General features: G+C 67.8%; 19 protein-coding genes and 1 pseudogene. 11 read left to right on the top strand and 9 right to left on the bottom strand.

Annotation, left to right across the window (positions count from 1 at the left end):
• Position 1 precedes the first annotated feature (1 nt).
• Positions 2 to 610, top strand: coding sequence for a regulatory protein RecX (locus Q7T26_05435; protein MDO8531597.1), 609 nt, complete (start codon positions 2 to 4; stop codon positions 608 to 610).
• Positions 611 to 736: 126 nt separating this feature from the next.
• On the opposite strand, the gene Q7T26_05430 is transcribed toward Q7T26_05435, so the two are convergent.
• The 4 genes from Q7T26_05430 to Q7T26_05415 all read right to left on the bottom strand — a co-directional run bounded on the left by Q7T26_05430 (position 737) and on the right by Q7T26_05415 (position 4290).
• Complete coding sequence (locus Q7T26_05430) at positions 737 to 1861, bottom strand: DUF362 domain-containing protein (protein MDO8531596.1); 1125 nt, start codon at positions 1859 to 1861, stop codon at positions 737 to 739.
• Positions 1862 to 2116: 255 nt separating this feature from the next.
• Complete coding sequence (locus Q7T26_05425; protein ID MDO8531595.1) at positions 2117 to 2431, bottom strand: hypothetical protein; 315 nt, start codon at positions 2429 to 2431, stop codon at positions 2117 to 2119.
• A 45-nt stretch (positions 2432 to 2476) separates the two neighbouring features.
• Positions 2477 to 3439 carry a transketolase C-terminal domain-containing protein gene (locus tag Q7T26_05420; protein ID MDO8531594.1) on the bottom strand — a complete coding sequence of 321 codons (963 nt, stop codon included), beginning with the start codon at positions 3437 to 3439 and terminating at the stop codon, positions 2477 to 2479.
• Positions 3440 to 3441: 2 nt separating this feature from the next.
• Positions 3442 to 4290 (bottom strand): transketolase, encoded by an 849-nt coding sequence (locus tag Q7T26_05415; GenBank protein ID MDO8531593.1) that lies wholly within the window; start codon positions 4288 to 4290, stop codon positions 3442 to 3444.
• A 681-nt stretch (positions 4291 to 4971) separates the two neighbouring features.
• On the opposite strand from Q7T26_05415, the gene Q7T26_05410 reads away from it, so the two are divergent.
• The 7 genes from Q7T26_05410 to Q7T26_05380 all read left to right on the top strand — a co-directional run bounded on the left by Q7T26_05410 (position 4972) and on the right by Q7T26_05380 (position 13401).
• On the top strand, positions 4972 to 6963 hold the full coding sequence (locus tag Q7T26_05410) for a proton-conducting transporter membrane subunit (protein ID MDO8531592.1): 1992 nt from the start codon (positions 4972 to 4974) through the stop codon (positions 6961 to 6963).
• Complete coding sequence (locus tag Q7T26_05405) at positions 6960 to 7880, top strand: NADH-quinone oxidoreductase subunit H (GenBank protein MDO8531591.1); 921 nt, start codon at positions 6960 to 6962, stop codon at positions 7878 to 7880. Before Q7T26_05410 ends, Q7T26_05405 begins: the two co-directional genes overlap by 4 nt.
• Positions 7881 to 7883: 3 nt before the next feature.
• Entirely contained in the window at positions 7884 to 8591 is a 708-nt protein-coding gene (locus Q7T26_05400) for a hydrogenase (protein ID MDO8531590.1), read from the top strand.
• A gap of 9 nt (positions 8592 to 8600) precedes the next feature.
• A complete protein-coding gene (locus Q7T26_05395; GenBank protein MDO8531589.1) occupies positions 8601 to 10076 on the top strand; it encodes a proton-conducting transporter membrane subunit in 1476 nt (491 codons plus the stop codon).
• Positions 10073 to 11569 (top strand): hydrogenase, encoded by a 1497-nt coding sequence (locus Q7T26_05390; protein ID MDO8531588.1) that lies wholly within the window; start codon positions 10073 to 10075, stop codon positions 11567 to 11569. The genes Q7T26_05395 and Q7T26_05390 overlap by 4 nt, the downstream gene beginning before the upstream one ends.
• Before the next feature lie 17 nt (positions 11570 to 11586).
• A complete protein-coding gene (gene nuoB, locus Q7T26_05385; GenBank protein ID MDO8531587.1) occupies positions 11587 to 12369 on the top strand; it encodes an NADH-quinone oxidoreductase subunit NuoB in 783 nt (260 codons plus the stop codon).
• Between the two features lie 78 nt (positions 12370 to 12447).
• The gene (locus tag Q7T26_05380; protein MDO8531586.1) at positions 12448 to 13401 is read left to right on the top strand and encodes a sugar kinase; all 954 of its coding nucleotides are present in this window, start codon (positions 12448 to 12450) and stop codon (positions 13399 to 13401) included.
• Between the two features lie 2 nt (positions 13402 to 13403).
• Here Q7T26_05380 and Q7T26_05375 read toward each other — a convergent pair whose 3' ends face one another.
• On the bottom strand, positions 13404 to 13838 hold the full coding sequence (locus tag Q7T26_05375; GenBank protein ID MDO8531585.1) for a hypothetical protein: 435 nt from the start codon (positions 13836 to 13838) through the stop codon (positions 13404 to 13406).
• A 366-nt stretch (positions 13839 to 14204) separates the two neighbouring features.
• Here Q7T26_05375 and Q7T26_05370 point away from each other — a divergent pair, with 366 nt between their 5' ends.
• From Q7T26_05370 to Q7T26_05360, 3 genes and pseudogenes are all read left to right on the top strand, one after another.
• Positions 14205 to 14537 carry a hypothetical protein gene (locus tag Q7T26_05370; protein MDO8531584.1) on the top strand — a complete coding sequence of 111 codons (333 nt, stop codon included), beginning with the start codon at positions 14205 to 14207 and terminating at the stop codon, positions 14535 to 14537.
• A 109-nt stretch (positions 14538 to 14646) separates the two neighbouring features.
• A pseudogene (gene ilvD / locus Q7T26_05365) lies at positions 14647 to 16404 on the top strand (dihydroxy-acid dehydratase).
• Positions 16405 to 16579: 175 nt separating this feature from the next.
• A complete protein-coding gene (locus tag Q7T26_05360) occupies positions 16580 to 18595 on the top strand; it encodes an amylo-alpha-1,6-glucosidase (GenBank protein MDO8531583.1) in 2016 nt (671 codons plus the stop codon).
• A gap of 121 nt (positions 18596 to 18716) precedes the next feature.
• Here the strand turns inward: Q7T26_05360 and Q7T26_05355 are convergent, their stop codons facing one another.
• From Q7T26_05355 to Q7T26_05340, 4 genes are all read right to left on the bottom strand, one after another.
• Complete coding sequence (locus Q7T26_05355) at positions 18717 to 19694, bottom strand: DinB family protein (GenBank protein MDO8531582.1); 978 nt, start codon at positions 19692 to 19694, stop codon at positions 18717 to 18719.
• Between the two features lie 99 nt (positions 19695 to 19793).
• Complete coding sequence (locus Q7T26_05350) at positions 19794 to 20330, bottom strand: YfcE family phosphodiesterase (protein ID MDO8531581.1); 537 nt, start codon at positions 20328 to 20330, stop codon at positions 19794 to 19796.
• Between the two features lie 72 nt (positions 20331 to 20402).
• The gene (locus Q7T26_05345; GenBank protein MDO8531580.1) at positions 20403 to 21164 is read right to left on the bottom strand and encodes an ABC transporter permease; all 762 of its coding nucleotides are present in this window, start codon (positions 21162 to 21164) and stop codon (positions 20403 to 20405) included.
• Between the two features lie 18 nt (positions 21165 to 21182).
• Positions 21183 to 22031 (bottom strand): ABC transporter ATP-binding protein, encoded by an 849-nt coding sequence (locus tag Q7T26_05340; protein ID MDO8531579.1) that lies wholly within the window; start codon positions 22029 to 22031, stop codon positions 21183 to 21185.
• Positions 22032 to 22039 lie beyond the last annotated feature (8 nt).

The raw sequence follows: 22039 nt of genomic DNA, 5'->3' as shown, positions 1-22039 counted from the left end.
CGTGCCGACGGTGACCGCGCTTGCGCACTCTCGCGGCGGGCGCATCGCCGTCCACGCCGACGGCAAGCTGCTCTGCGTCCTCAGCGCCGACGCCGTCGCCCGCGCCAACCTCGCCGTGGGCGCGACGCTCACGTCGGCGCAGATCGCCGCGTTGCACCGTCAGGCCGCGCTGGAAGGGGCGCTGGACGCCGCGCGGCGTCTCTTGGCCGTCCGCCCGCGCAGCGAGGCCGAGATACGTCAGCGCCTCGCGGCCCGCCGCATGCCCGCCGACGCCGTGAGCGGGGCCATTGCCTATTTGAAGCGGCTGGGCCTGCTCGACGACGCGGCGTTCGCCCGCTGGTGGCGTGAGTCCCGCGAGGCGTCACGCCCGCAGAGCGGACGGCAGACGGAGCGCGAGCTGCGGCGGAAGGGCGTCGGCAGCGAGACGGCGAGTAACGCGGTGGCGGGTTGGGACGACGCGGAGGCGGCGTACGCGGCGGCGCGGAAGCGCGCGAAGGCGCTCTCGGGGCTGGACCGCGAGACCTACCGGCGGCGGCTGTTCGCGCACCTGCTGCGGCGCGGGTTCAGCCGCGGCGTGGCGCTCGCCGCGATGAAGCGGGTGGAGGAGTAAACCTCACCCACCCGGCCTCCCTCTCCGCGTGCGGAGAGGGAGGGGCAGCTACCAGAGGGCATGCGAGCGGCGGTGTACACGTCACCGTTGAGAGGAGGCGGAGATGGATTAACAACTCAGGACACCTTAGTACGTCTGGAACAGCTTGCCCCAGGGAGTCTCCAGCGCCTGCTTCACCCGCCGCCGACCGACGAGGTTGTACCAGAACGCGTTGAAGTACAGGTTGGACGCCAGGAAGGCCCACGGGACGATGGGACTGCGCAGGAGCAGGTTCTCCAGTGGCTTCAGCGGCCCCCAGTAGATCATCTTTTGGCCCCGGCTGGCGAAGGTCTCCTCGTTGCCCCTGAACTTCCAGTCCACGCCCTCGATGCTGTCGCCCACGATGTCAATCTGGCGCGGGTCGCCGCAGCCCAAGCCACGCTCATGCGCCAGGCGGATGAACTTCTGCTTCATCGGATCGAAGCCCATGATCTTCGCGGCCACCGCGTCAATAGCCACCTGGTCGGCGCTCGCCAGGATGACGTTCTTGACGTGAAAGCGCATGGCGCGCGGGCCGGGGCCGTCGCCAGCGAGGGTGCCGTCCATGACGGCGAAGAGGCCCGGGTGAATCTCCTTCTGGATGGTCAGCAGGTCCACCAGCGTCTCGTGGATGACGGAGTGCGTCCAGTGCCGCCGATGGCTCAGCAGCCCGCCGAAGGCGTTCTTCATGGCGCCCGTGGTCGTGGTGAAGACGTGGGTCTTCATTGTCGGCAGGTGGACGATGTTCTTGCCGACGAGGAACTCCGGGATGTGGATGCCCTCCGGGAATATCTTGTTCAGGACAAGCATCTCCCCTTTGGGCTGATACCTTATCCACTTCACGTCCTCAAGGTGCACGTCCGGGACGTTGTACTTGTCGCACACGGGCTTCTGCTTGTTGGCGACCTCCCCTTCGTGGGAGTCCACTACGACCGTGCTGTTATGGCAGGCGTACATCTCGGAGTGGCCCAGCGAGCGCAGGGCGCGAATGGCGCCTTCAAGCTGCCAGGGCGTCGTGGAGCAGGCGGGGAACCACTTCTGCCAACTGATGTTGACCTTGAGGATGGTGGGCGCGGCGGCGACCAGGTGTTTGTCCACGTCGGCGAGCCGCATGAGGCGACCATAGTCCTCCACCACCGTCCGCGGCGAGGTGTACAGGACGGCCACCTTGGCGCGCCGGGACGCCGGCCGCGGCGCCGACTGGGGTTGTGGTGCGGGGGTAATCGTAGTCATTGGCTTTTCCCCTCGTGTCTCCCTGCGTCAGAGCGTACTCAATCCCGGTACGCTCGCCCGCGCGGAAGGACTCGCAACATGCGTATGCTTTGTGCCTCAGAGTGAAAGACGAACCGTACGCGCCAGCCCCCCACTCTCAACCGCCATTCGCGCTCTTTCCCATGCAGACGCTTAACGTCGCCATGCCCGGCACTCGCGAGCCGGTAAGCAGCTTCGCGTATTCGTTCCCGCGTTCGATAATCAAGGCCCTCCAGGTCACGAACCGCGGCGGGTGTCCACTCGATGCGCCAGACCATGCCCTAGCCTTTTCCACACTTCTTCATCTGGGACGGCTTCTCCTCGGGCGTACTGCTCCCTGGCCTCTCGCACCGCGGCGGCCTCTTCCTTCGTCTCCGGCTCGTCATCGAGGGGCGCTTCCATCAGCGCTTGCAGTACCGGATCGCCGCCGACATTCCGAAGGTACTCCAGATATCGCCGCGCGGCGTCCAGTTCGCTATCCTTCAGTTCGTCCACCAGGCGGTGCAACGTCTTCCTCACCGGTATGGGGGCTTTTCGCGTTCGAGTGACCACGGCGTCCTCCTGAGGGGCTTCCGTCCTTCACGGACATGCGCTGGCCTACGCCGAGCAGGACAGCCCCTGCTGCTTGCGTCCCACCGTCTCCAGCACCGCGCGCTCGATGGCGCGGGCCGTCAGTCCGTACTTGGTCATCAGCTCGTCCGCCTTGCCGGACTCGGCGTAGCCGTTCAGGGCCACCACGCCCTGAGGCGCGGGCGATTGCTCCGCCAGCGTCTGGGCCACCAGGCTCGCCAGCCCGCCGCGGCGGTAGTGCTCTTCCGCCGTCACGATGGCGCCCGTCTCCCGGGCCGCCCGCACGACCGCGTCCGCGTCGAAAGGTTGCAGCGTGGACATGTTGAGCACGCGGCAGCGAAGCCCCTGTTTCGTCAGGTCCTCCGCCGCGTCCAGCGCGGCCGCCACCATGATGCCGTACGCGATAATCGTGGCGTCCAGGCCGTCCCGCATCAGAGCCGCCTTGCCCAGCTCAAACTTGTAGTCCGGCCCGCAGACGACGGGCGTCGCGGGACGGTACAGGCGGATATAGAAAGGGCCTTGCGTTTTCGCGGCGACGCGCACGGCCTGGGCCGTCTCCACGGCGTCCGCGGGCGCGACAACATTGAAGCCCGGCAGGGCGCACATGAGCGCCAGGTCCTCGATGCCCTGCGCGGACACGCCGTCCTCGCCCACGCTGATGCCCGCGTGGGTGCAGACGATCTTCACGTTCAGGTGTGGCTGCGAGACGCTGATGCGAATCTGGTCGAAGGGCCGCCCCGTGCCGAACACGGCGAAGGTGCTCGCGAACGGCGTCTTGCCGGACGAGGCGAGCCCCGCGGCGATGCTGATGATGTTCTGCTCGGCGGCGCCGCAGTCGAAGAAGCGCTGGGGAAACTCCTTGGCGAAGTACGTCGTCATCACCGACTTGTTCAGGTCACCGCCCAGCACGACGATGTTCGGGTCCTCCCGGCCCAGCTCCAGGAGGGTCTTGCCGTAGGTATCACGGGTGGAAGCCGTCGTCCTCGCCATGGCTACGCCAGCTCCTTCATCGCCTTTTCGTACTCGTCCTTGTTCGGCGCCTTGCCATGGAAGTCCGGGTTGTTCTCCATGAAGCTCACGCCCTTGCCCTTGGTGGTCTGGGCGATGATGACCGTCGGGCGGCCCTTGACCTGCTTCGCCTGGTCGAACGCGGCCAGCATGTCCGCTATGGAGTGACCGTTCGCCTCGATGACGTTCCAGCGGAAGGCGCGCCACTTGTCGGCGATAGGCTCCAGCTCCATCACCTCGCTGGTGAAGCGGTCGTTCTGGATGCGGTTCCGGTCAACAATGGCGCACAGGTTATCGAGCTTGAAGTGGGGCGCGGCCATCGCGGCCTCCCAGACCTGGCCCTCGTCGCACTCGCCGTCGCCCAGCAGCACATACACCCGCGACGTGCGGCCATCCAGCCGCGCCGCGAGCGCCGCGCCGATGCCGAAGCTGAGGCCCTGGCCGAGGGAGCCGCCGGACATCTCGACGCCGGGCGTCTTGATGTGCGCGTGGCCCTGCAGCCGACTGTTTATCTGACGGAACGTGGCAAGCTCCTCCACAGGGAAGTAGCCGGACTCCGCCAGGGCTGCATAGAGCACGGGGCAGGCGTGGGCCTTGCTGAGCACGAAGCGGTCGCGATCAGGCCATTTGGGGTCTTTAGGGTTGTGACGCAACACGTGGAAGTAGAGGGCCATGACGATGTCTGTCGCGGAGAGCGAGCCGCCCGGGTGGCCGCTGTTGGCCTTGTAGGTCATGGTCACGATGTGGCGGCGGATCTGTCTGGCCTTCTGTTCCAGGTCTGCTATAGAAATCGTTGCGTTCGTTGTGGTCCTCCCGCTCGGTGCTCCGCTCATGGCTACGACTGGCCGCCAAGTGGAGTGATTTGCCCGTCCGCGCCGTACACGCCTGCCGTCGGCGTTTTCCACGTGTGCCGAATGTTTAAGATACCACAGCCCGCGAACGAGCGTCCAGTTGCGGTAGGACACCTCACCCCCTTCGACTTGGCTCAGGACAGGCCTGACCCCTCTTCTCAAGGAGAGGGGAAATAAGAAAAGGACGGGGGGCGCCCTCAGCTTCACATCGCCTTCTCTACTCCACGAACAAACCGGGCGCGTGACGGCCTGGAATATACCCTCGGGCAGCCGGAACCCGTTGGCGGATAGCACCGGCTGCTTCGGCGGTGCGATGAGCCGCAATCTGAGCAGCGTGGCTGTCCAGAGGGCATGCCAGATATGCGCGTAAGGAAGTTGCCCGCTCGCTGAAGTTGTGCTTAGATGATTAGGTTGCTCTCCATTTGCGATGCGCCGCGCGCTGCTGGCAAAGGCAGCATGGCGAGGCGACGGAGGTACTACCGCACGGGCGTCACCGCGCGGCGACTTGAATGACTGGACCCGACAATACAACGGAACCTTCGTCAGCGACCTCTGCGGCAGGCCCAGGCGGGCGGCCCCAGGGGTTTCCTTATTTTCCCCGGCGCTCGTCCCGCTGCTGTCTGATGCCACACCGCCGACGGGCTGAGTTGGTGTAGCACCGCTATGCTCGTCATCGCGCTGGCGTTCGTGTTGCTTGGCGGCATGCTCGCGTTGCTGCTGGGGCGCTCCGCGCGCGCGGCGACAGTCGCAGGCGTAGCGGGCGCCGTCATCGGCGGCGCGTTCGGCATCGCGGGCGCGGCGCTCACGCTCGCCTCGCGCGTGACCGTGAGCATGCGCGTCCCCTGGCACGTACCCTACGGCGAACTGTACCTCGCGGTTGATCCTCTCAGCGCCGTCTTCCTCCTCGCCATCTTCGGGTTGTCCGCGGTTGCGGCAGCCTACGGGGCCACCTACCTCGCGCCGTACGGCAGGCGCCGCTCGCTGGGCACGCCGTGGTTCTTCTTCAGCCTGCTCGTGGCGAGCATGGCCGTGGTGGTGATGGCGCGCAACGGCATCCTCTTCCTGATGGCATGGGAGGTCATGGCTGTCTCCTCGTTTTTCCTCGTCGTGTTCGAGCACGAGAAGCCGGAGGTCCGCAGCGCAGGCTGGACCTACCTCATCGCGACGCATATCGGGACGGCGTTCCTGCTGGCGTTCTTCGCGCTGCTGGGCCGCGAAGCAGGCTCGCTCGACTTCGACCGCTTCGCGGCGCTCTCCAGTCTTGCCCCGGCGACGGCCTCGCTGCTGTTCCTGCTGGCGCTCGTCGGCTTTGGCGCCAAGGCGGGCCTCGTGCCGTTCCACGTGTGGTTGCCGGAGGCGCATCCCGCCGCGCCGAGCCACGTCTCCGCCGTGATGTCCGGCGTGATGATCAAGACGGGCGTGTATGGCATCCTGCGCGCGCTCACGTTCCTGGGGCCGCCGCCCGCGTGGTGGGGCGTCCTGCTCATCGGCGTGGGGCTTGCGTCCGCTCTGATCGGCCTTTTGCTGGCGGCGGGCCAGCACGACCTCAAGCGTCTGCTGGCGTACCACAGCGTGGAGAACATCGGCATCATCATCATGGCCACGGGTATCGGCGTGTGGGGCCTGAGCCACAACGCGCCCTCTATCGCTCTCCTCGCGTTCTCCGCCGCGCTCCTGCACACCGTCGGCCACGCCGCCGTCAAGGGGATGTTGTTCATGGGCGCGGGCGCCGTGCTGCACGCGACGGGCGAGCGGGATATAGACCGGCTGGGCGGGCTGCTCAAGCGGATGCCGCAGACAGGGACTTTGTTCCTCGTGGGCGGCGCGGCCCTTGTCGGCATGCCGCCGCTCAGCGCGTTCGTCAGCGAGTTCCTGCTGATGGTGGCGTCGCTGCGCAGCGTGGAGATGGGGGGCCTGGTGTCCGCCGCGCCCGCGCTCGGGGTCGTCACGGGCCTCGCGCTCGCCGGGGGACTTGCCGTCGCGACGTTGACAAAGGCGATCGGTATCACCTTCCTCGGCGCGCCGCGCTCGGACCATGCCGCGCACGCGCACAGCGTCGGCGCGGGGCTGTGGCTGCCGATGGCCTTCCTGGCGGCTGTGAGCGTATTCATCGGCGTGGGCGCGCCGGTCGCGCTGGGGCTGGTGCTGCCGGGTGCGGAGCAACTCGTCGGGACGGGTGCCGGGGCATCCGACGCGCTTGCCGTGGCGGCGCTCCTGTCCAACCTCTCGATAGTGGCGCTGGTCCTCGTCGCGCTTGTCGCGGCGCTGGCGCTCCTGCGTGGGGCGCTGCTGCGGACGCGCCGGGTGGACACGGCGGTCACGTGGGACTGCGGCTACGAGAACCCCACGCCGCGAATGCAGTACACCTCGTTGTCCTTCGCGGGGCCGCTTCTCGATATCTTCCCGCGCATCTTCGGTCCGCGCCGCCGCGTGGAGGAGCCAGTCGGCTACTTCCCGCAGGGCGCATCCCTTCGGTCGGAGGCGCAGGACGTGTTTCTGGACCGCTTGTACCGTCCCGCGTTCGAGTGGATCAGCCTGACGAGCTTCAACCTGCGCTGGCTGCAACACGGGCGGGTGCACCTCTACCTTCTGTACATCTTCATTACGCTGGTGGTGCTGCTGGTCTGGCAGCTCGGCTTGCGAGGCGACGCATGAGGCCGGAGACACCGCTGTTCACGCTCGCCGCGTTCGCGCTTGCACCGCTGCTGCTGAGCGTCATCAACCGGACCAAGGCCTTCTTCGCGGGCCGCACGGGCGCGCCGCTGCTCCAGCCGTACTACGATCTTTGGAAGCTGCTGCGCAAGGGTGCGGTTTACAGCACCACGACCACCTGGGTCTTCCGCGCCGGGCCGATGGTCGGGCTGGCCGCCGTCGCGACGGCCATGCTGCTGACGCCGTCCGGCAATGTAGGCGCAGCCATCGGGTTCCCCGGCGACCTCGTTGCGCTGGCGGGCCTGCTGGCGCTGGCGCGGATGTTCACCATGCTCGCCGCGCTGGACACCGGCTCCAGTTTCGAGGGCATGGGCGCGAGTCGCGAGGCCAGGTTCTCCTCGCTGGCGGAGCCTGCCCTGTTTCTCGCGCTGATGGTGCTTGTGGTAGTCAGCGGCAGCCTCTCGCTCACCGGCATGATGGGCGCAATTGCGCCCGCCATGTGGGCGACGACGGCTGGTCCCGTGCTGGCGCTGGCGGCCGCCGCGCTCTTCCTGGTGCTGCTGGCCGAGAACGCGCGCATCCCCGTGGACGACCCGAACACGCACCTGGAGCTGACCATGGTCCACGAGGTCATGGTGCTCGACCACAGCGGCCCGGACTTGGGGTACATCATGTACGGCGCCGCGCTCAAGCTGTGGGTCTTCGCGTCGCTTATTATCGGCATCCTCCTGCCCGTACGCACCGGCGTCCTGTTGCTGGATGGCGGGGTGTTCCTCGCGGGCATGCTTGTTGTCGCGGCCATCGTCGGCGTCGTGGAATCGTCCATGGCGCGGCTGCGGATGCGCAGCGTGCCGAACCTGCTCATCGGCGCGGGCGGCCTGGGCGCGCTGGCTGTGGCGCTGGCGCTGGTGGTGGGGTAAGCGATGGCTATCGTTGATCTGCTGCTGATTGTGGCGCTGCTGCTGGCGCTGGCCGCGCTGGCGTCCAGCAAGGTGGCGGAGTGCGTGCGCATCGTGGCGGCGCAGGGCATCGCGATGGGCCTTCTGCTCGTCGCCGCCCACCGGGATGACCTCACGCTCCAGATCGTCGTTCTGGCGGCCTTGACCGTCGCGCTGAAAGGCTTCGTCATCCCGTGGTTCCTGTTCCGGTCCATCCGCGAGGCGAAGGTGCAAAACGAAGTGGAGCCGTACATCGGCTTTGCGCTGTCGGTCGTCTTCGGGGCGGTGGCCGTCGCAATCGCCTTCGCATTGGCGGGCCTGCTGCCGCTTCCGCTGCCCTCGCAGCCGCATCTCATCGTGCCCGTGTCACTGGCGACGGTCTTCCTGGGGATGCTTCTGCTGGTCAGCCGCCGAAAGGCCGTTACACAGGTGCTGGGGTACATCGTCCTGGAAAACGGCATCTTCATCTTCAGCATGTCGCTGGCGCGCGAGCTGCCGCTCCTCATTGAGATGGGCGTGCTGCTCGATATCTTCGTGGGCGCGTTCGTCATGGGCATCACCATCTACCAGATCAACCGCGAGTTTGACCACATTGACGTTGACCGGCTACAGGAGCTGAGCGAACTCAGTTCGCGGCGGCGCCGTATCCACGCGGTACACGAGCGTGAAGCGTCCGGCGAACAGGACATGTAGGCGACGACGATGCTTATTGCTATCGTGCTCGTGCCCGCGCTCGCCGGACTTCTGGCGTTCGCGCTGCCGTCGGAGAGGCCGCAGCGGTGGCTGCTGCTGCTGACGGCTGTCGCACACGCCGCGCTCGTGGCCGCGAGCGTCATCAGCCCGTCGCCGCCCGCGCTGGATGGCTGGCTGCACGCGGACGCGCTGGGCCTGCTGTTCCTGGGCATCACGAGCGCCCTGTTCCTGCTTGCGGCGTTGTATGGCGTCGGCTATTTGCAACGGGAGGTCACCGCGCCGCGCCCTGACTTCGTGGAGGGCGTGTTGTTCTCCAACCAGCCACAGCGCATCTTCGTCGGCTGCATGCTGCTGTTCCTGGCCGCTATGTCGCTGGTGACGGTGAGTCAGCACATGGGCCTGCTGTGGGTCGGCATCGAGGCGACGACGCTCGCGAGCGCGCCGCTCATCTACTTCCATCGCCACCACCGCTCGCTGGAGGCGACGTGGAAGTACCTTCTACTGTGCTCGGTCGGCATCGCGGTGGCTCTGCTGGGCACATTGTTCCTGGCGATGGCCGCGTCCAACACGCGCGGCGAGGGCGCGCCCCTGCTTGTTGGCGACCTGGTGGCGGGGGCGTCCAGCCTGCATCCGGTATGGCTGAAGGCGGCGTTCGTGCTGCTGCTCGTGGGCTACGGCACGAAGATGGGCCTGGCCCCGTTCCATAGCTGGCTTCCCGACGCCCACAGCGAGTCGCCGTCGCTGGTCTCCGCGCTCATGTCCGGCGCGCTGCTGAACTGCGCCTTCCTGGGCCTGCTGCGCGCGTACCAGGTCGTGGCCGCGGCTGGCGAAGGCGCGTTCGCGCGGGAGCTGCTCATTGCGTTCGGCCTGATTTCGCTGGCGGTGGCCGCCGTCTTCGTCATCGGCCAGACGGACTACAAGCGGATGCTGGCGTACTCCAGCGTGGAGCACATGGGCATCCTGGCGCTGGGCGTGGGCGTGGGCGGCGCGGCCACCTTCGGCGCGATGCTGCACGCGGTGAACCACTCCCTGACAAAGGGGCTGCTGTTTCTGGTGGCGGGCAACATCCTGACGGCGTACAGGACTACGTCCGTGCGCGGCGTGCGCGGCCTTCTGCACGCCCTGCCGGTGTCCGGCCCGCTGTGGACAATCGGCTTCCTGGCCATCGTCGGAATGCCGCCGTTCGGTCTGTTCCTCAGCGAGTTCATTATCCTGCAGGCTATCTTCGTACAGGGACATCCGCTGGTGGCGGCGGCGTTCCTGGCGCTGCTGGCGGTCGCGTTCATCGGCATGGCGACGATCGTGCTGCGCATGGCGCTCGGCGAGCCGTGGGCGCACCCTGTGATAAAACACAGGGAGCCGCTGCTGTCCGTGCTGCCGCCCGCCGCGCTCGCCGTAGCCGTGCTGCTCACGGGCCTCTACCTGCCGCCCGCGCTGCAGGACGCGCTCCAGAGCGCCGCGGGCCTTCTCGGAGGCGGGCGATGAGTCCGACGCGGATCGCAACGCTGCGCAACGGGCAGGCCGTCCCGCTGGAGGTCGTGCCCGTGGTAGACGTAGCTACATTCCAGGCGGCCATGCTGGCCGCCGTGCGCGAAGGCGAGCGCGTCGCGTCGCTGTTCGGGATGCGGCTGCCGTCCGGCGCGGTGCGGCTGTACGCCGTGCTCGCGGACGATACGCATCACGCGCTCGCCGCGCTGGCCGCGGACGTGCGCGCCACGTACCCCTCGCTGACGCCAAGCTGCCCGCAGGTCCACCTCTTCGAGCGCGAGGTCTTCGAGCAGGAGGGCGCGTTCCCGGAGGGCCATCCCTGGCTCAAGCCGGTGCGCGCGCATGACTTCCCGAGGAAAGGGGAGGGCAAGTCCGCCCTTCGGCACCCGTTCTTCGCCATGAACGGCGAGGGGGTGCACGAGGTCGCGGTCGGCCCGGTGCACGCGGGTGTGATTGAGCCGGGGCATTTCCGGTTCCAGTGCCAGGGCGAGACGGTGCATCACCTGGAGGTCCACCTCGGCTATCAGCACCGCGGCGTGGAGGAGGCGCTCATCGGCGGGCCGCACAAGCGCACGATGATTCAGATGGAGACCGTCGCCGGCGATACGACCATCGGCCATGGCACGGCGCACTGCCTGGCAATGGAGGCGCTGGCGGGCGTGGAGGCGCCGCCGCGGGCGCGGGCGCTGCGCGCGGTGGCGCTGGAGCTGGAGCGGCTGGCGAACCACGTGGGGGACATGGGCGCTCTGGCGAACGACGTGGGCTATCTGCCCACGGCGTCCTACTGCGGGCGGCTGCGCGGCGACTTCCTGAATATGACCGCGCTCGTCTGCGGCAGCCGCCTGGGGCGCGGCCTGGCGCGGCCGGGCGGTGTCGCATTCGACGTGGACGACACGATGGTCACGGCGCTGCTCGACCGGCTGGCCCGCGCGGAACGCGACGTGCGCGAGGCGGTTGACCTGTTCTTCGGCTCCGACTCGGTGCACGCACGGCTGGAGGGCACGTGTCCGCTGACCGCGCAGGCCTGCGTGGAGCTCGGCATCGTCGGCGTGGCGGCGCGCGCGTGCGGCCTCCCGCGAGACGTCCGCATGGACCATCCGACGGGCGGGCTCCGGCGGGCGCCTGTGCCTGTCGCCACATGGCCCAGCGGCGACGTCTTCGCCCGCGCTATGGTGCGTCGTCTGGAGATCGAGCGGTCAGCCGCGTTCGTGCGCGAGCAACTGGGCGCGCTGCCGCCCGGGCCGGTACGCACGACGTGTCCGCCGCCACGCCCGGGCCATCTCGCCGTCGCGCTGGCCGAGGGCTGGCGCGGCGAGGTGGCGCACGTCGCCATCACTGACTCGGCGGGCTGCTTCGCGCGGTACAAGGTGGTGGACGCCTCGTTCCACAACTGGACGGGACTGGCCATGACGCTGCGCGGACAGCAGATATCCGATTTCCCGCTGGGCAACAAGAGCTTCAACCTGTCCTACTGCGGGTTCGACCTATGAGCGACAGGGCGCCGTCCATGCTCAATCTGCTGCGCGCCCGGTTGAACCAGGGCCACCGCACGCTCGATTTTCCGAGGAGCGCGTCGCCCCTGCCCGAGCGGTATCGCGGCATGCCGCATGTTGACCCGGCGAAGTGCGCCGACGGCTGCCGCGCGTGCGCGGACGCCTGCCCCGTGGACGCGATCAGCGTCGGGGCGCAGGGACAGAGGCCGGACCCGCGCATTGACCTGGGGAGCTGCGTGTTCTGCGCGGACTGCGTGCAGGCGTGTCCAACGAGCGCGCTGCGCTACACGCAGGAGTTCCGCATGGCGGCGCGGACGCGGCAGGACCTCGTCGTCGGCGCGGAGGGCATGAAGCTGGCGCAGGCGCTGGACGCGAAGAGCCGCGCGCTCTTCGGGCGCTCGCTGAAGCTGCGGCAGGTGAGCGCGGGCGGCTGCAACGGCTGCGAGGTGGAGGTCAACGTCCTCGGCACCATCGTGTTCGATATCGTCCGGTTCGGCATCCAGATGGTCGCGTCGCCGCGCCACGCGGACGGCCTGCTCATCACCGGCCCTGTCACGCGGAACATGCGCCTCGCCCTGCAAAAGACCTACGATGCCGTGCCCGGCCCCAAGCTGGTCATCGCCGTGGGCGGCTGCGCCATCTCCGGCGGGCCGTTCCGCGACCATCCGCAGGTCACGAACGGCGCGGACGCCACCCTCCCGGTTGACCTCTACGTGCCCGGCTGTCCGCCGCACCCGCTGACCATCCTGGACGGGCTGCTGCGTCTGCTGGGGCGCATTGAGGAAGGCAAGCGCTGACCCGCCTCGCTCTGCGGGGTGCCCGCCCCTGTACCTCTGGGCCTGTCGAGCGCATAATGAGGGGCGGAGGCGCGGAGAATGCCGGACATCGTGGCGATGGGCGAGTGCATGGTGGAGCTCTACGCGGACGAGCCGGTTGCGCGCGCCTCGGTGTTCCACCGCTCGTACGGCGGCGACACGCTGAACACGCTGGTGGCCGCCGCCCGCCTCGGCTCCACGACACGCTACATCACCCGCGTGGGCAGCGACCCGTTCACGCCCTATCTGCTGGAAGCGTGGCGCAGCGAGGGCGTGGACACCTCGACGGCGCGCCAAGTCGCCGGGCCCAACGGCCTCTACATCATCTCCCTGCTGCCCGGCGGCGAGCGCGAGTTCGCGTACTACCGCAGGGGCAGCGCGGCCAGCACGCTGTCGTCGGAGGACGTCACCGACGACGCCCTGCGCGGCGCGCGCATCTTCCACACGAGCGGCATCACCCAGGCCATCTCTCCGTCCGCGCGGCGCGCCGTGCTGGAGGGGGTGCGGCGCGCGAAGGCGCTGGGCCTGCGCGTCTCCTTCGACCCCAACCTGCGTCCCGCGCTGTGGCCCTCGCTCGCGGAGGCCAGGGCCGCGCTGGAGGAGGTGCTGCCGTTCGTGGACATCTTTCTGCCCAGCGCGCCGGAAGAGTCGGAGCAGCTTCTTGGTGTGCGCGACGCCGTCGAGGCGGCGCGGGCGTGCCGGGCGCGCGGCGTGCCGCTGGCGCTGGTGAAGCAGGGCAAGGATGGCTGTGTCGTGGCGCACGGCGAGAGCGTGACGGTGATCCCCGCGTACGACACCGGCGCGGTCGTGGACACGACGGGCGCGGGCGACGCTTTCGACGGGGCGGCGCTGCACGCGCTGGCGCGGGGGATGGACCCGGTGAGCGCGGCGCGGCTGGGGACGATTACCGCGGGACTGAAGGTGCGCGGGCGCGGCGCAGTGCGCAGCCTGCCGACGGGCCGCGAGGTGTACGCGCTGTTTGAGCGGGGAGCGGGAATTTCCCCCTCCCCCTAGACCTATCTCTGCACAGGCTGCGAGTGCGACACAACGGTAAAGGCGGTTCTGGCAGCCTCCTGACCCTCCACGCGGCCTATGATCACATAAAGTCCCGCCTTTTCCAGCTTCAAGGAACCATTCATGGCGAGTTGTAACCTCTGATCCGACCCCAGTGGAATGCCCGGCGGACGCCCTACCTCGAAGGCGCCTCCCATCTTCACTAACGATTGTCCGTCCTGAGTGGCGACTTCCAACTCAAAGGAATGTTGTTGGTTTGTCTCATTCCAAGGGACTCTCAACGAGACAGCTACGGCAAAAGGCATTTGTGCCGGAAATTGGCTCACGGTATAGCGATCCCATCCACCTCCCAGTAAAAACAGCTTGTTTGACACTATTTGGGCAGCATCCGCCAAAACAAGCCATTCAATGCTTGTGCCGGTTGTGTCTCCTGCCATCTTGACTATTCTCCTACAACTGTAGTAGTATTGCACTACATTTGTAGATAATAAGGTAGCCTAGAGAGGGTTAAATGTCAAGCCCTGTTATCTACGATTTTCTAATTGATGAAGACAACGAGGGGAAATTCGCTGTTCACGGTGTGACTGCCCGCCGAGTAGCCCAAGTGCTTGATAGTGCATACTTAGTCATTCCAAACAGAAAAAGGCGTCGCGGTCTTTACCTGGTTATTGGACGGGACCACGGAGGAAGCGCGATAACGATCCCCATTGAGAACACCGAACAGCGAACAGTCTGGCGGCCCATAACCGCATGGTTTAGCAAGCCTCATGAGTTGGCGCTGCTTCAACGAAAGGAGTAAAGACATGTCCGACTACAACAAACTGGAAAGCCCCGACCAGTGGAGTTGGGACGCCGCGCAAAAAAGCACTCCGACCAAGGAGCGTCGCGTTATCGTATCCGTGGCGTTCGGTCGTGAAGACTTCGAGCGGGCCGCCGCTTGCGCGGAGAAGCACAACATGCCCGTATCCAGCTTTATTCGCCTGGCCGCCATGGAGAAGGTCGAACGGGAGGGTGCTTTTGTCCCGCTCAACTGGAGCGCTGGCAACGAGGCGCACGCCTACATCATCGGCATGCAGCAATCAGTGAGCGATACTCCTAGCAACCTCATCCGTAGAGAAGCAATGCCGGCGGCATAAGCGCGTGCATACTTGGAATATGAACGGGAGGAGAACGCCCCGCCCGACAGCGTGTCACTGTTCGGCGCAACGTCTCTCGCATAGGAGCACACAGGGGGTGAGGTCGAAGATGCCAGAACTCCACAGCCAACAGATGCGCCGGATCGCGCCGGAGATAGACCCGCTCCGCCTCGGCGTGGGCTGGACGAGCGAGGACGTGCGCAAGCCCCACGTGCTCATCGAGAGCGCCTGGGGCGACAGCATGCCCTGAAGCGTCCACCTGAACGAGCTCGTCGAGCACGTTAGGCTGGGCGTCGTCGAGGCGGGCGGCGTCGCGGGACGCTACTTCTGCACCGACATCTGCGACGGCATCGCGCAGGGCACGGACGCCATGGACTATTCGATGGCGTCCCGCGAAATCATAGCCTGCGCCACGGAGATGCACGCCATCGCCGGCCACTTCGACGGCATGGTCATGCTGTCCGGCTCGGACAAGTCGCTGCCGGGCCACCTTATCGCGGCGGCGCGGCTGGACATCCCTGCGCTGGTCGTCCACGGCGGCGTGATGCAGGAAGGTCCTTCCGGGCCGACCCTGCCCCACGGCACGATGAGCCTGGAGCAGGTGGGCGCCATCTCGGTGCAGCTCCGGCGCGGTCAGATCAAGCCCGACGAATACGAGTTCCTCCGGCAGAATGCCTGCCCCACGCGCGGCACCTGCGCCTTCATGGGCACCGCGTGCACCAACCAGGTGGTCGCGGAGGCGATGGGCATGGCCCTGCCCGGCTCGGCGCTGCGTCCCGCCACGCACTTCGTGACGGCGCGCGGCAGCCGCGAGGCGGGCTCGTGGATGATGGAGATGATCAAGCGCGGCATCACCGCCCGGCAGGTGATGACGCCCAAGGCCATCGAGAACGCGCTGGTGGCGCACGCGGCCATCTCCGGCTCCACCAACACCATCATGCACCTGGCGGCGCTGTGCCACGCGCTGGACATCGCGTTCGACTACGGGCTAGTGCAGCGGGTGAACGACCGCGTGCCGTGGCTGGCGGACGTCCGGCCCGCGGGGCGGCACACGCCGGACAAGATGTGGTACGCGGGGGGCGTGCCGCGCCTCCTGTGGGAGCTGCGCGACCACCTGCACCTGGACGCCATGACCGTCACGGGGAAGACGCTGGGCGACAACCTGCAACAGCTCAAGACGTCGGGCTGGCTGGACATGCAGCCGCGCTGGCTCGCGCCGTACAAGCTGACGGCGCGGGACGTCATTCGTCCCGCCAGCGACCCGATGTCGCCGCAGGGGGGCATCGCGGTGCTGCGCGGCAGCCTGGCGCCGGACGGCGCGGTGGTCAAGCGCAACGCCGTAGACCCCGCCATGTGGCAGTTCACAGGCCGCGCGAAGGTGTTCAACGCACAGGAGGACGCCATCGCGGCCATTGACGCGAAGCAGGTGCGCCCCGGCGACGCCGTGGTCATCCGCTACGAGGGGCCGCGCGGCTCCGGCATGCCGGAGCAGTACTACGTGACGGAGGCCATCGTCGCCGACCCGGCGCTCGCCAGCGGCACGGCGCTCATCACCGACGGCCGCTTCAGCGGGGCCACGCGCGGGCCAGCCATCGGGCACGTCTCGCCGGAGGCCGCAGTGGGCGGGCCTATCGCGCTGGTGGAGGACGGCGACCTGATACGCATAGACATTCGGGCGGGCCGACTCGATATAATTGGCATCGCGGGAGAAGCGAAGTCGCCGGAGGAGGTCCAGCGCGTGCTGGCGGAGCGCCGCGCCCGGTGGGTCGCGCCGCGCGTGAAGCGCAAGGGCCTGCTCAGCTTGTTCACGCGGCTGGCGGCGTCGCCCGATAAAGGCGCGTACCTGGAGACGGAGACGCGGGGCTAGGCCCGGCGTCCAGCACTCCCGTACGTATGTCAGCGCAAAAAGGAGAGGGCCGAATTCCCGCTCGCCCTGAGCTTGTCGAAGGGCCATATCTCGTGGTTCGACAGGCTCACCACGAGCGTGGAGTGGAACTGCGCGTTTTGCAACTGCTTCTAGACTCCACAGCCTCATTGCTCCGTTGACGACATCCAAGCCCGTTGATCTGGCCGCCGGGCGATGGCCCACCCTGGACGCGTCGCTCGACGCCGAGTGGCTGGTCACGAACGGCCTGGGCGGCTACGCCTCGGCGACGGTGTCGGGGGCCAACACGCGGCGCTACCACGGACTGCTTGTCGCGGCGCTGAAGCCGCCGGTGGGCCGCACCGTGCTGCTGTCCAAGCTGGAGGAGGAGATGGAGGTCAGGGGCGCCCGCTACCCCCTGAGCACGAACGAGTACCACGACGGCGCGATCAATCCCGTCGGCTGGCCGCTCCTGCACAGCGTGCGCTTCCACGAGACCATCCCCACATTCGTCTTTCACGCGGGCGGCGCCGTGGTGGAGAAGACGGTCTGGATGGCGCGGGAGCGCAACACCACCTATGTACGCTACGTCGTGCGAAAGGCCCCCGGCCCGGCCACGCTCCGTCTGCGCCCGCTGGTCACGCACCGCGACTACCATCACCTGACGCAAGGCTCGCGCGACTGGCGCTTCTCCCTGCGGCGAGACGCCCGGGGGGCCTACGAGATTCAGGCCTACCCGGAGGCCGCACCCCTGCGCCTGTGGACGCGGCCCTCCGCGGAGTTCCACGAGGGGCCGGACTGGTACTGGCGCTTCCTCTATCGCCGCGAGCGAGAGCGGGGGCCGGACTGCATGGAAGACCTGTACACGCCGGGCGTCTTCTGCGTGACGTTGAAGTCGGGCGAAAGCGTAACGGTCGTCGCCAGCGCGGAGCAGGCGGGCAACGTGGACCTGAATGTGACCCGCGCCTGGGATGCGGCGCAGACCCGCCAGACTGGTCTGCTGCGCCTGGCGGAGAAGGCGCTGCCCCCGGGCTGCTCTCACGACGCCTTCGCGACGCGGCTGGCGCTCGCCGCCGACCAGTTCCTGGTCAGCAGGTCGCAGGCGGGACATGAGGGCTGCACCGTCATCGCGGGCTACCACTGGTTCGGCGACTGGGGCCGCGACACGCTCGTCGCCCTGCCCGGCCTGTGTCTGGCGACAGGCCGACATCCGGAGGCGCGGGCCGTCCTTCGCACCTTCGCCCGGTACGTTGACCAGGGCCTTCTGCCCAATCGCTTCCCGGACTCCGGCGAGCCGCCCGAGTACGCCACCGTGGACGCGGCCCTGTGGTACTTCGTCGCGCTGGACGCCTACCTGCGGGCCACGCGGGACGACGATCTGCTGCGGGAGCTGTTCCCCACACTGGAGGCCGTCATCGCCGAGTACAGGCGGGGGACGCGCTACGACATCGGCGTGGACGCCGCCGACGGGCTTCTGCGGGCGGGGACGTCGGGGGTGGCGCTCACGTGGATGGACGCGCGCGTGGACGGCTGGGTGGTCACGCCCCGGTGGGGCAAGGCGGTTGAGGTCAACGCCCTGTGGTACAACGCCCTGGCGTCCATGGCCGAGTGGTCGGGTAAGCTGGGGCGCGATATCCAGGCCTACTTGGGGCCGGCCGCCGTCGCGCGGGAGTCCTTCAACAAGCGCTTCTGGTACGGCCAGGGCGGCTATCTGTACGACGTGGTGGACGGCGAGGAGGGCGACGACCCCAGCCTGAGGCCGAACCAGCTTTTCGCCATCTCACTGCCGCACGCTGTGCTGGAGCAGCGCCGCTGGGCGCCGACGCTGGACGCGGTGCGCTCGAAGCTGCTCACGCCCGTCGGGCTGCGCACCCTGGCGCAAGGCCATCCGCGCTACGCGGGGCGCTACGGCGGCGACCAGCACAGCCGGGACGCCGCCTACCACCAGGGCACGGTCTGGCCCTGGCTGCTGGGCGCCTACACGGACGCGCTTCTGCGCGTGGAGGGGGAGCAGGGCCGCTCCGAGGCTCGCAAGGCCCTTGAGGGGATGCGGACGCACCTCTGGGAGGCGGGCCTGGGCACGCTCAGCGAGATATTCGAGGGCGACCCGCCGCACGCGCCGCGCGGGTGCATCGCGCAGGCGTGGAGCGTCGCGGAGGTGCTGCGGGCCTGGCTGCGGACGTCGGGCGGCTAGGAGCCCATCCGATAACCCCGCTCATGGATTCGACTGGCTCACCATGAGCGGCGAACCGAATCCGCTCACCCTGAGCCAGTCGAAGGGTGAGGGCCACCCTTCGATGGTTTCCGAATAGGCTCTAAGACGCGCCCGCGCCCTTCGCCAGCATGTCGAGCGTTTCCAGAAGCTGCATCCGGTGATCCAGCGGGTGCGACGCCTCCCGCCGGAGCATGAACTCCACGCTCATCAGGCCGCGGGTGGGGTTCACCCCGTACTGCCGCATCTCCTCCGGCTTGAGCTGGGCGACGTAGGCCAGCACCGTCTGCCGTGCCTCCGCCAGCCTGTCCACGATCTGCCCGCGCGTCAGACCCGGCACGTCCGGCGCCACGGGCGCGTTCGCCGCGTCGGGCACACCGCCCAGCGTGCAGCCGGGCGTGGCGCGGACGGCGCTCATGTTGTGGAGATAGCCCCGCTCCGCGGCCGCCAGGTGCACCGCTATCTGGGCGGGCGTCCACTCGCCGGGCTTGGGCACGCTATGCAGATGCCGGTCCGGCACGCGCGCGAACGCCTCCATGAACGCGGCCAGGCTGCGCTCGATGGCGAGCGAGAGCGACTCCGCGCTCGGCGGCGGCTGCGCGGCCACCCGCTCGGCGGTCTCGACGATCTGCCGGCGGTGCTCCTCCGCATGCTCCGCCAGGTGCTTCAGGACACTCTCCACGGTGACGACCCCGAAGCGCGGGTGCTTGCCGGAGACGGCCAGGTCGGCGGGCGTGAGCCTCGCCATACATTGCAGCGCCTTCTCCTCACCCGCCTTGAGCTGCTCGACGAATTGCCTCCGCGTTGTCCTGCTCACCGAGGGATGCAGCGGCGCGTCGGCGACCGCCTGCATCATGGGGATGTCCTTGCCCGGATTGGTCAGCATGCGGTCCACGCGCCCAATGAAGCTCGTGTCCGCGGCGAGGATGTGGGCGAGGGTCTGCGCCACCGACCAGCCGCCGTCGAAGGGAGGCGTGTGTATCAGCACCTCCGGCACGCGCTCGATGTCCCGCATGAGCGCGGCGCGGTTGCGGCGGAAGACGTCGGTTAGCTCAGCGAGAGTGGCGGTCTTATCGGGCATGGCGGGCACCTCCGGCGAGAATGGGCGGGCACAGTGTAGCACAGGCGAGCCGAGGCGTGGGTACAGGTGCGGAAGGTCGCAGGACGCGGGGGCCCCGCGCTACCCCAGCTTGATGATCTCCGCGCGCGCCTTGCCGTCGCGGAGCTCCAGCAGCGCCACGTGGCCGGGCACGCCCACCAGGTTGTGCGGGAACGTCGGACTGCCCGGGTTTACGAACAGCACGCCCCTGTGCTCCAGCACCTGCTCGACGTGCGTGTCCCCGTTCACGATGACGTCCACCGGCCCGCCGAAGTACCGCTCCATGCTGCTCTCGACGGGTATCCACGGGCACTCGTCGGGCAGGGGCACCGCGTGGACGAGGCCGATGCGCAGTCCTTCCAGGGTCAACACGTGCGCGTCCTTGATGCGCGGGTCGTCCGGCACGCGCGGGCGGCCGTCGTAGCCGCTGTCGCCGTTGCCGCGGGCGCAGTAGATGGACACGCCGATGCGCTGCTCCAGCCAGTCGAGAACGTCGAGTTTGTGGAGGTCGCCGGCGTGCATCAGCAGGTCCACACCCTTGAGGGCGCTGTACGCGGCCTCCGGCAGGTGCGGGCCGAACTCCGGGATGTGCGTGTCGGAAATAAGCCCTATAAGCATGGAGCGCCTCCCCCATCCCAGCAAAGCACCTCGCCATGCTCCGTGTCAAGTCGAAGGGCGCACCTCACGCTCTCAAGTCGTTTGCAGTCCCCAGCGCTCCCGGACCCACGCTTCAAAGCGCCCGAAGACCAGCCGGTCCATGGTGAGTCCCACGAGGATGATAACGAGCATCACGGCCAGGACAAGGCTCATATCGTTCAAATCGCGGCCCATGTTCAGCATCTGGCCAAGGCCCAGCCCCGCGAACAGAAGCTCCCCGGCCATCAGTGAACGCCAGGCGAACGACCAGCCGAGCTTCAGCCCATGCGCTATGGAGGGCGTCATCCCCGGGATGATCACGTAGCGGTACATCTGCCAGCTTGTCGCGCCATAGGTCTGACCGGCGCGTTTCAGGAGCGGCGAGATGTTTTGAACGCCGTCCCTCGCCGAAATCGAGATGGAGAACAGCGATCCCATCAGGACGACAAAGACAATCGCGCGCTCGTTCAGTCCAAGCCACAGGACCGCGAGCGGCAGCCAGACGACGCTGGGCAGCGACTGCAGCCCCAGCACGATAGTGCCCAGCGTCTCGTCCGCCCCGCGCACGGTGCCGTTGAGAATCCCGATGGCCATGCCAATGATAATAGATATGGTGAACCCGACGGCGAGACGCTGCATGCTGATCGCCAGAGCTCTGAAGATGCGCCCGTTCTCTGTGTTCTCCCATAGCGTCGACAGGACCGAAGCGGGCGACGGAAGGGCGAAGGACGGCCATATCTCAGCCATCGTCACGATCTGCCACACCGCGACGATGGCGCCAAGAAACACGAGCAGTCGAGCGACCCTTCCAAACATGTCGCTGGCCCTCACGCTTCAGACCGATACCACGTCGTGCTGCAGCTCAGCCCTGACGCGGGCCGCGAGGTCAACCACCTCATGCGCATCAGCGTCGCGTGGGCGGGGCAACGGGACGGGAATCGCGGCCTTGACCCGCCCCGGAGAGGGCGTCATGACGAGCACGCGGTCGGCGAGGATGACCGCCTCCCGGACGTTATGCGTGACGAAGATAATGGTCGTGCGAGTCCGGGCCCAGATTTCCTGAAGCTCATGCTGGAGTATGTCCCGCGTCTGCGCGTCGAGCGCGGCGAATGGCTCGTCCATGAGCAGCATTCGCGGCTCCACCGCGAGGGCGCGGGCAAGCTGGACGCGCTGCTTCATGCCGCCGGAAAGCTCGTGCACGTATGCGCGCTCAAAGTGGCGCAGGTTGACCATGTCCAGGCATCTGTCCACCGCCGCGCGCCTCTCCTCCGCGGGGGAGCCTTTCAGCAGCAGACCGAACTCCACGTTCGCCCGCACGTTCAGCCAGGGGAACAGCGCTGGTTCCTGGAAGACCACGACGCGCTCCGGGCTTGCTTTGGTGACCGGCTTGTCTTCAAACAGGACCTGCCCTCCGTCCGGGGCGTCCAGCCCCGCTATGACGTTGAGCAGCGTGGACTTCCCGCCTCCGGACGGCCCGACGATGCACAGGAACTCGCCGGCATGGACGTCGAACGTCAGCCCCTCCAGCGCGGTCGTGTTCTGCCGACTGGTCATGAACCGCCTCGCGACCGACTTGAGCGAGAGGAGCGGCTTCGACGTCCGAGCGATGTTTTCGCCCGTTCTCCCAAGAGCGGGGGCGAAGGCGCCAGCGGGACCTCTTTCGGTGATGGTTGAGATAGTCATCGTGCGTC

This window comes from Dehalococcoidia bacterium (assembly GCA_030648205.1).
Taxonomy (GTDB): Bacteria; Chloroflexota; Dehalococcoidia; order JAUSIH01; family JAUSIH01; genus JAUSIH01.
This window is presented reverse-complemented; position numbering and strand designations above follow the sequence as displayed.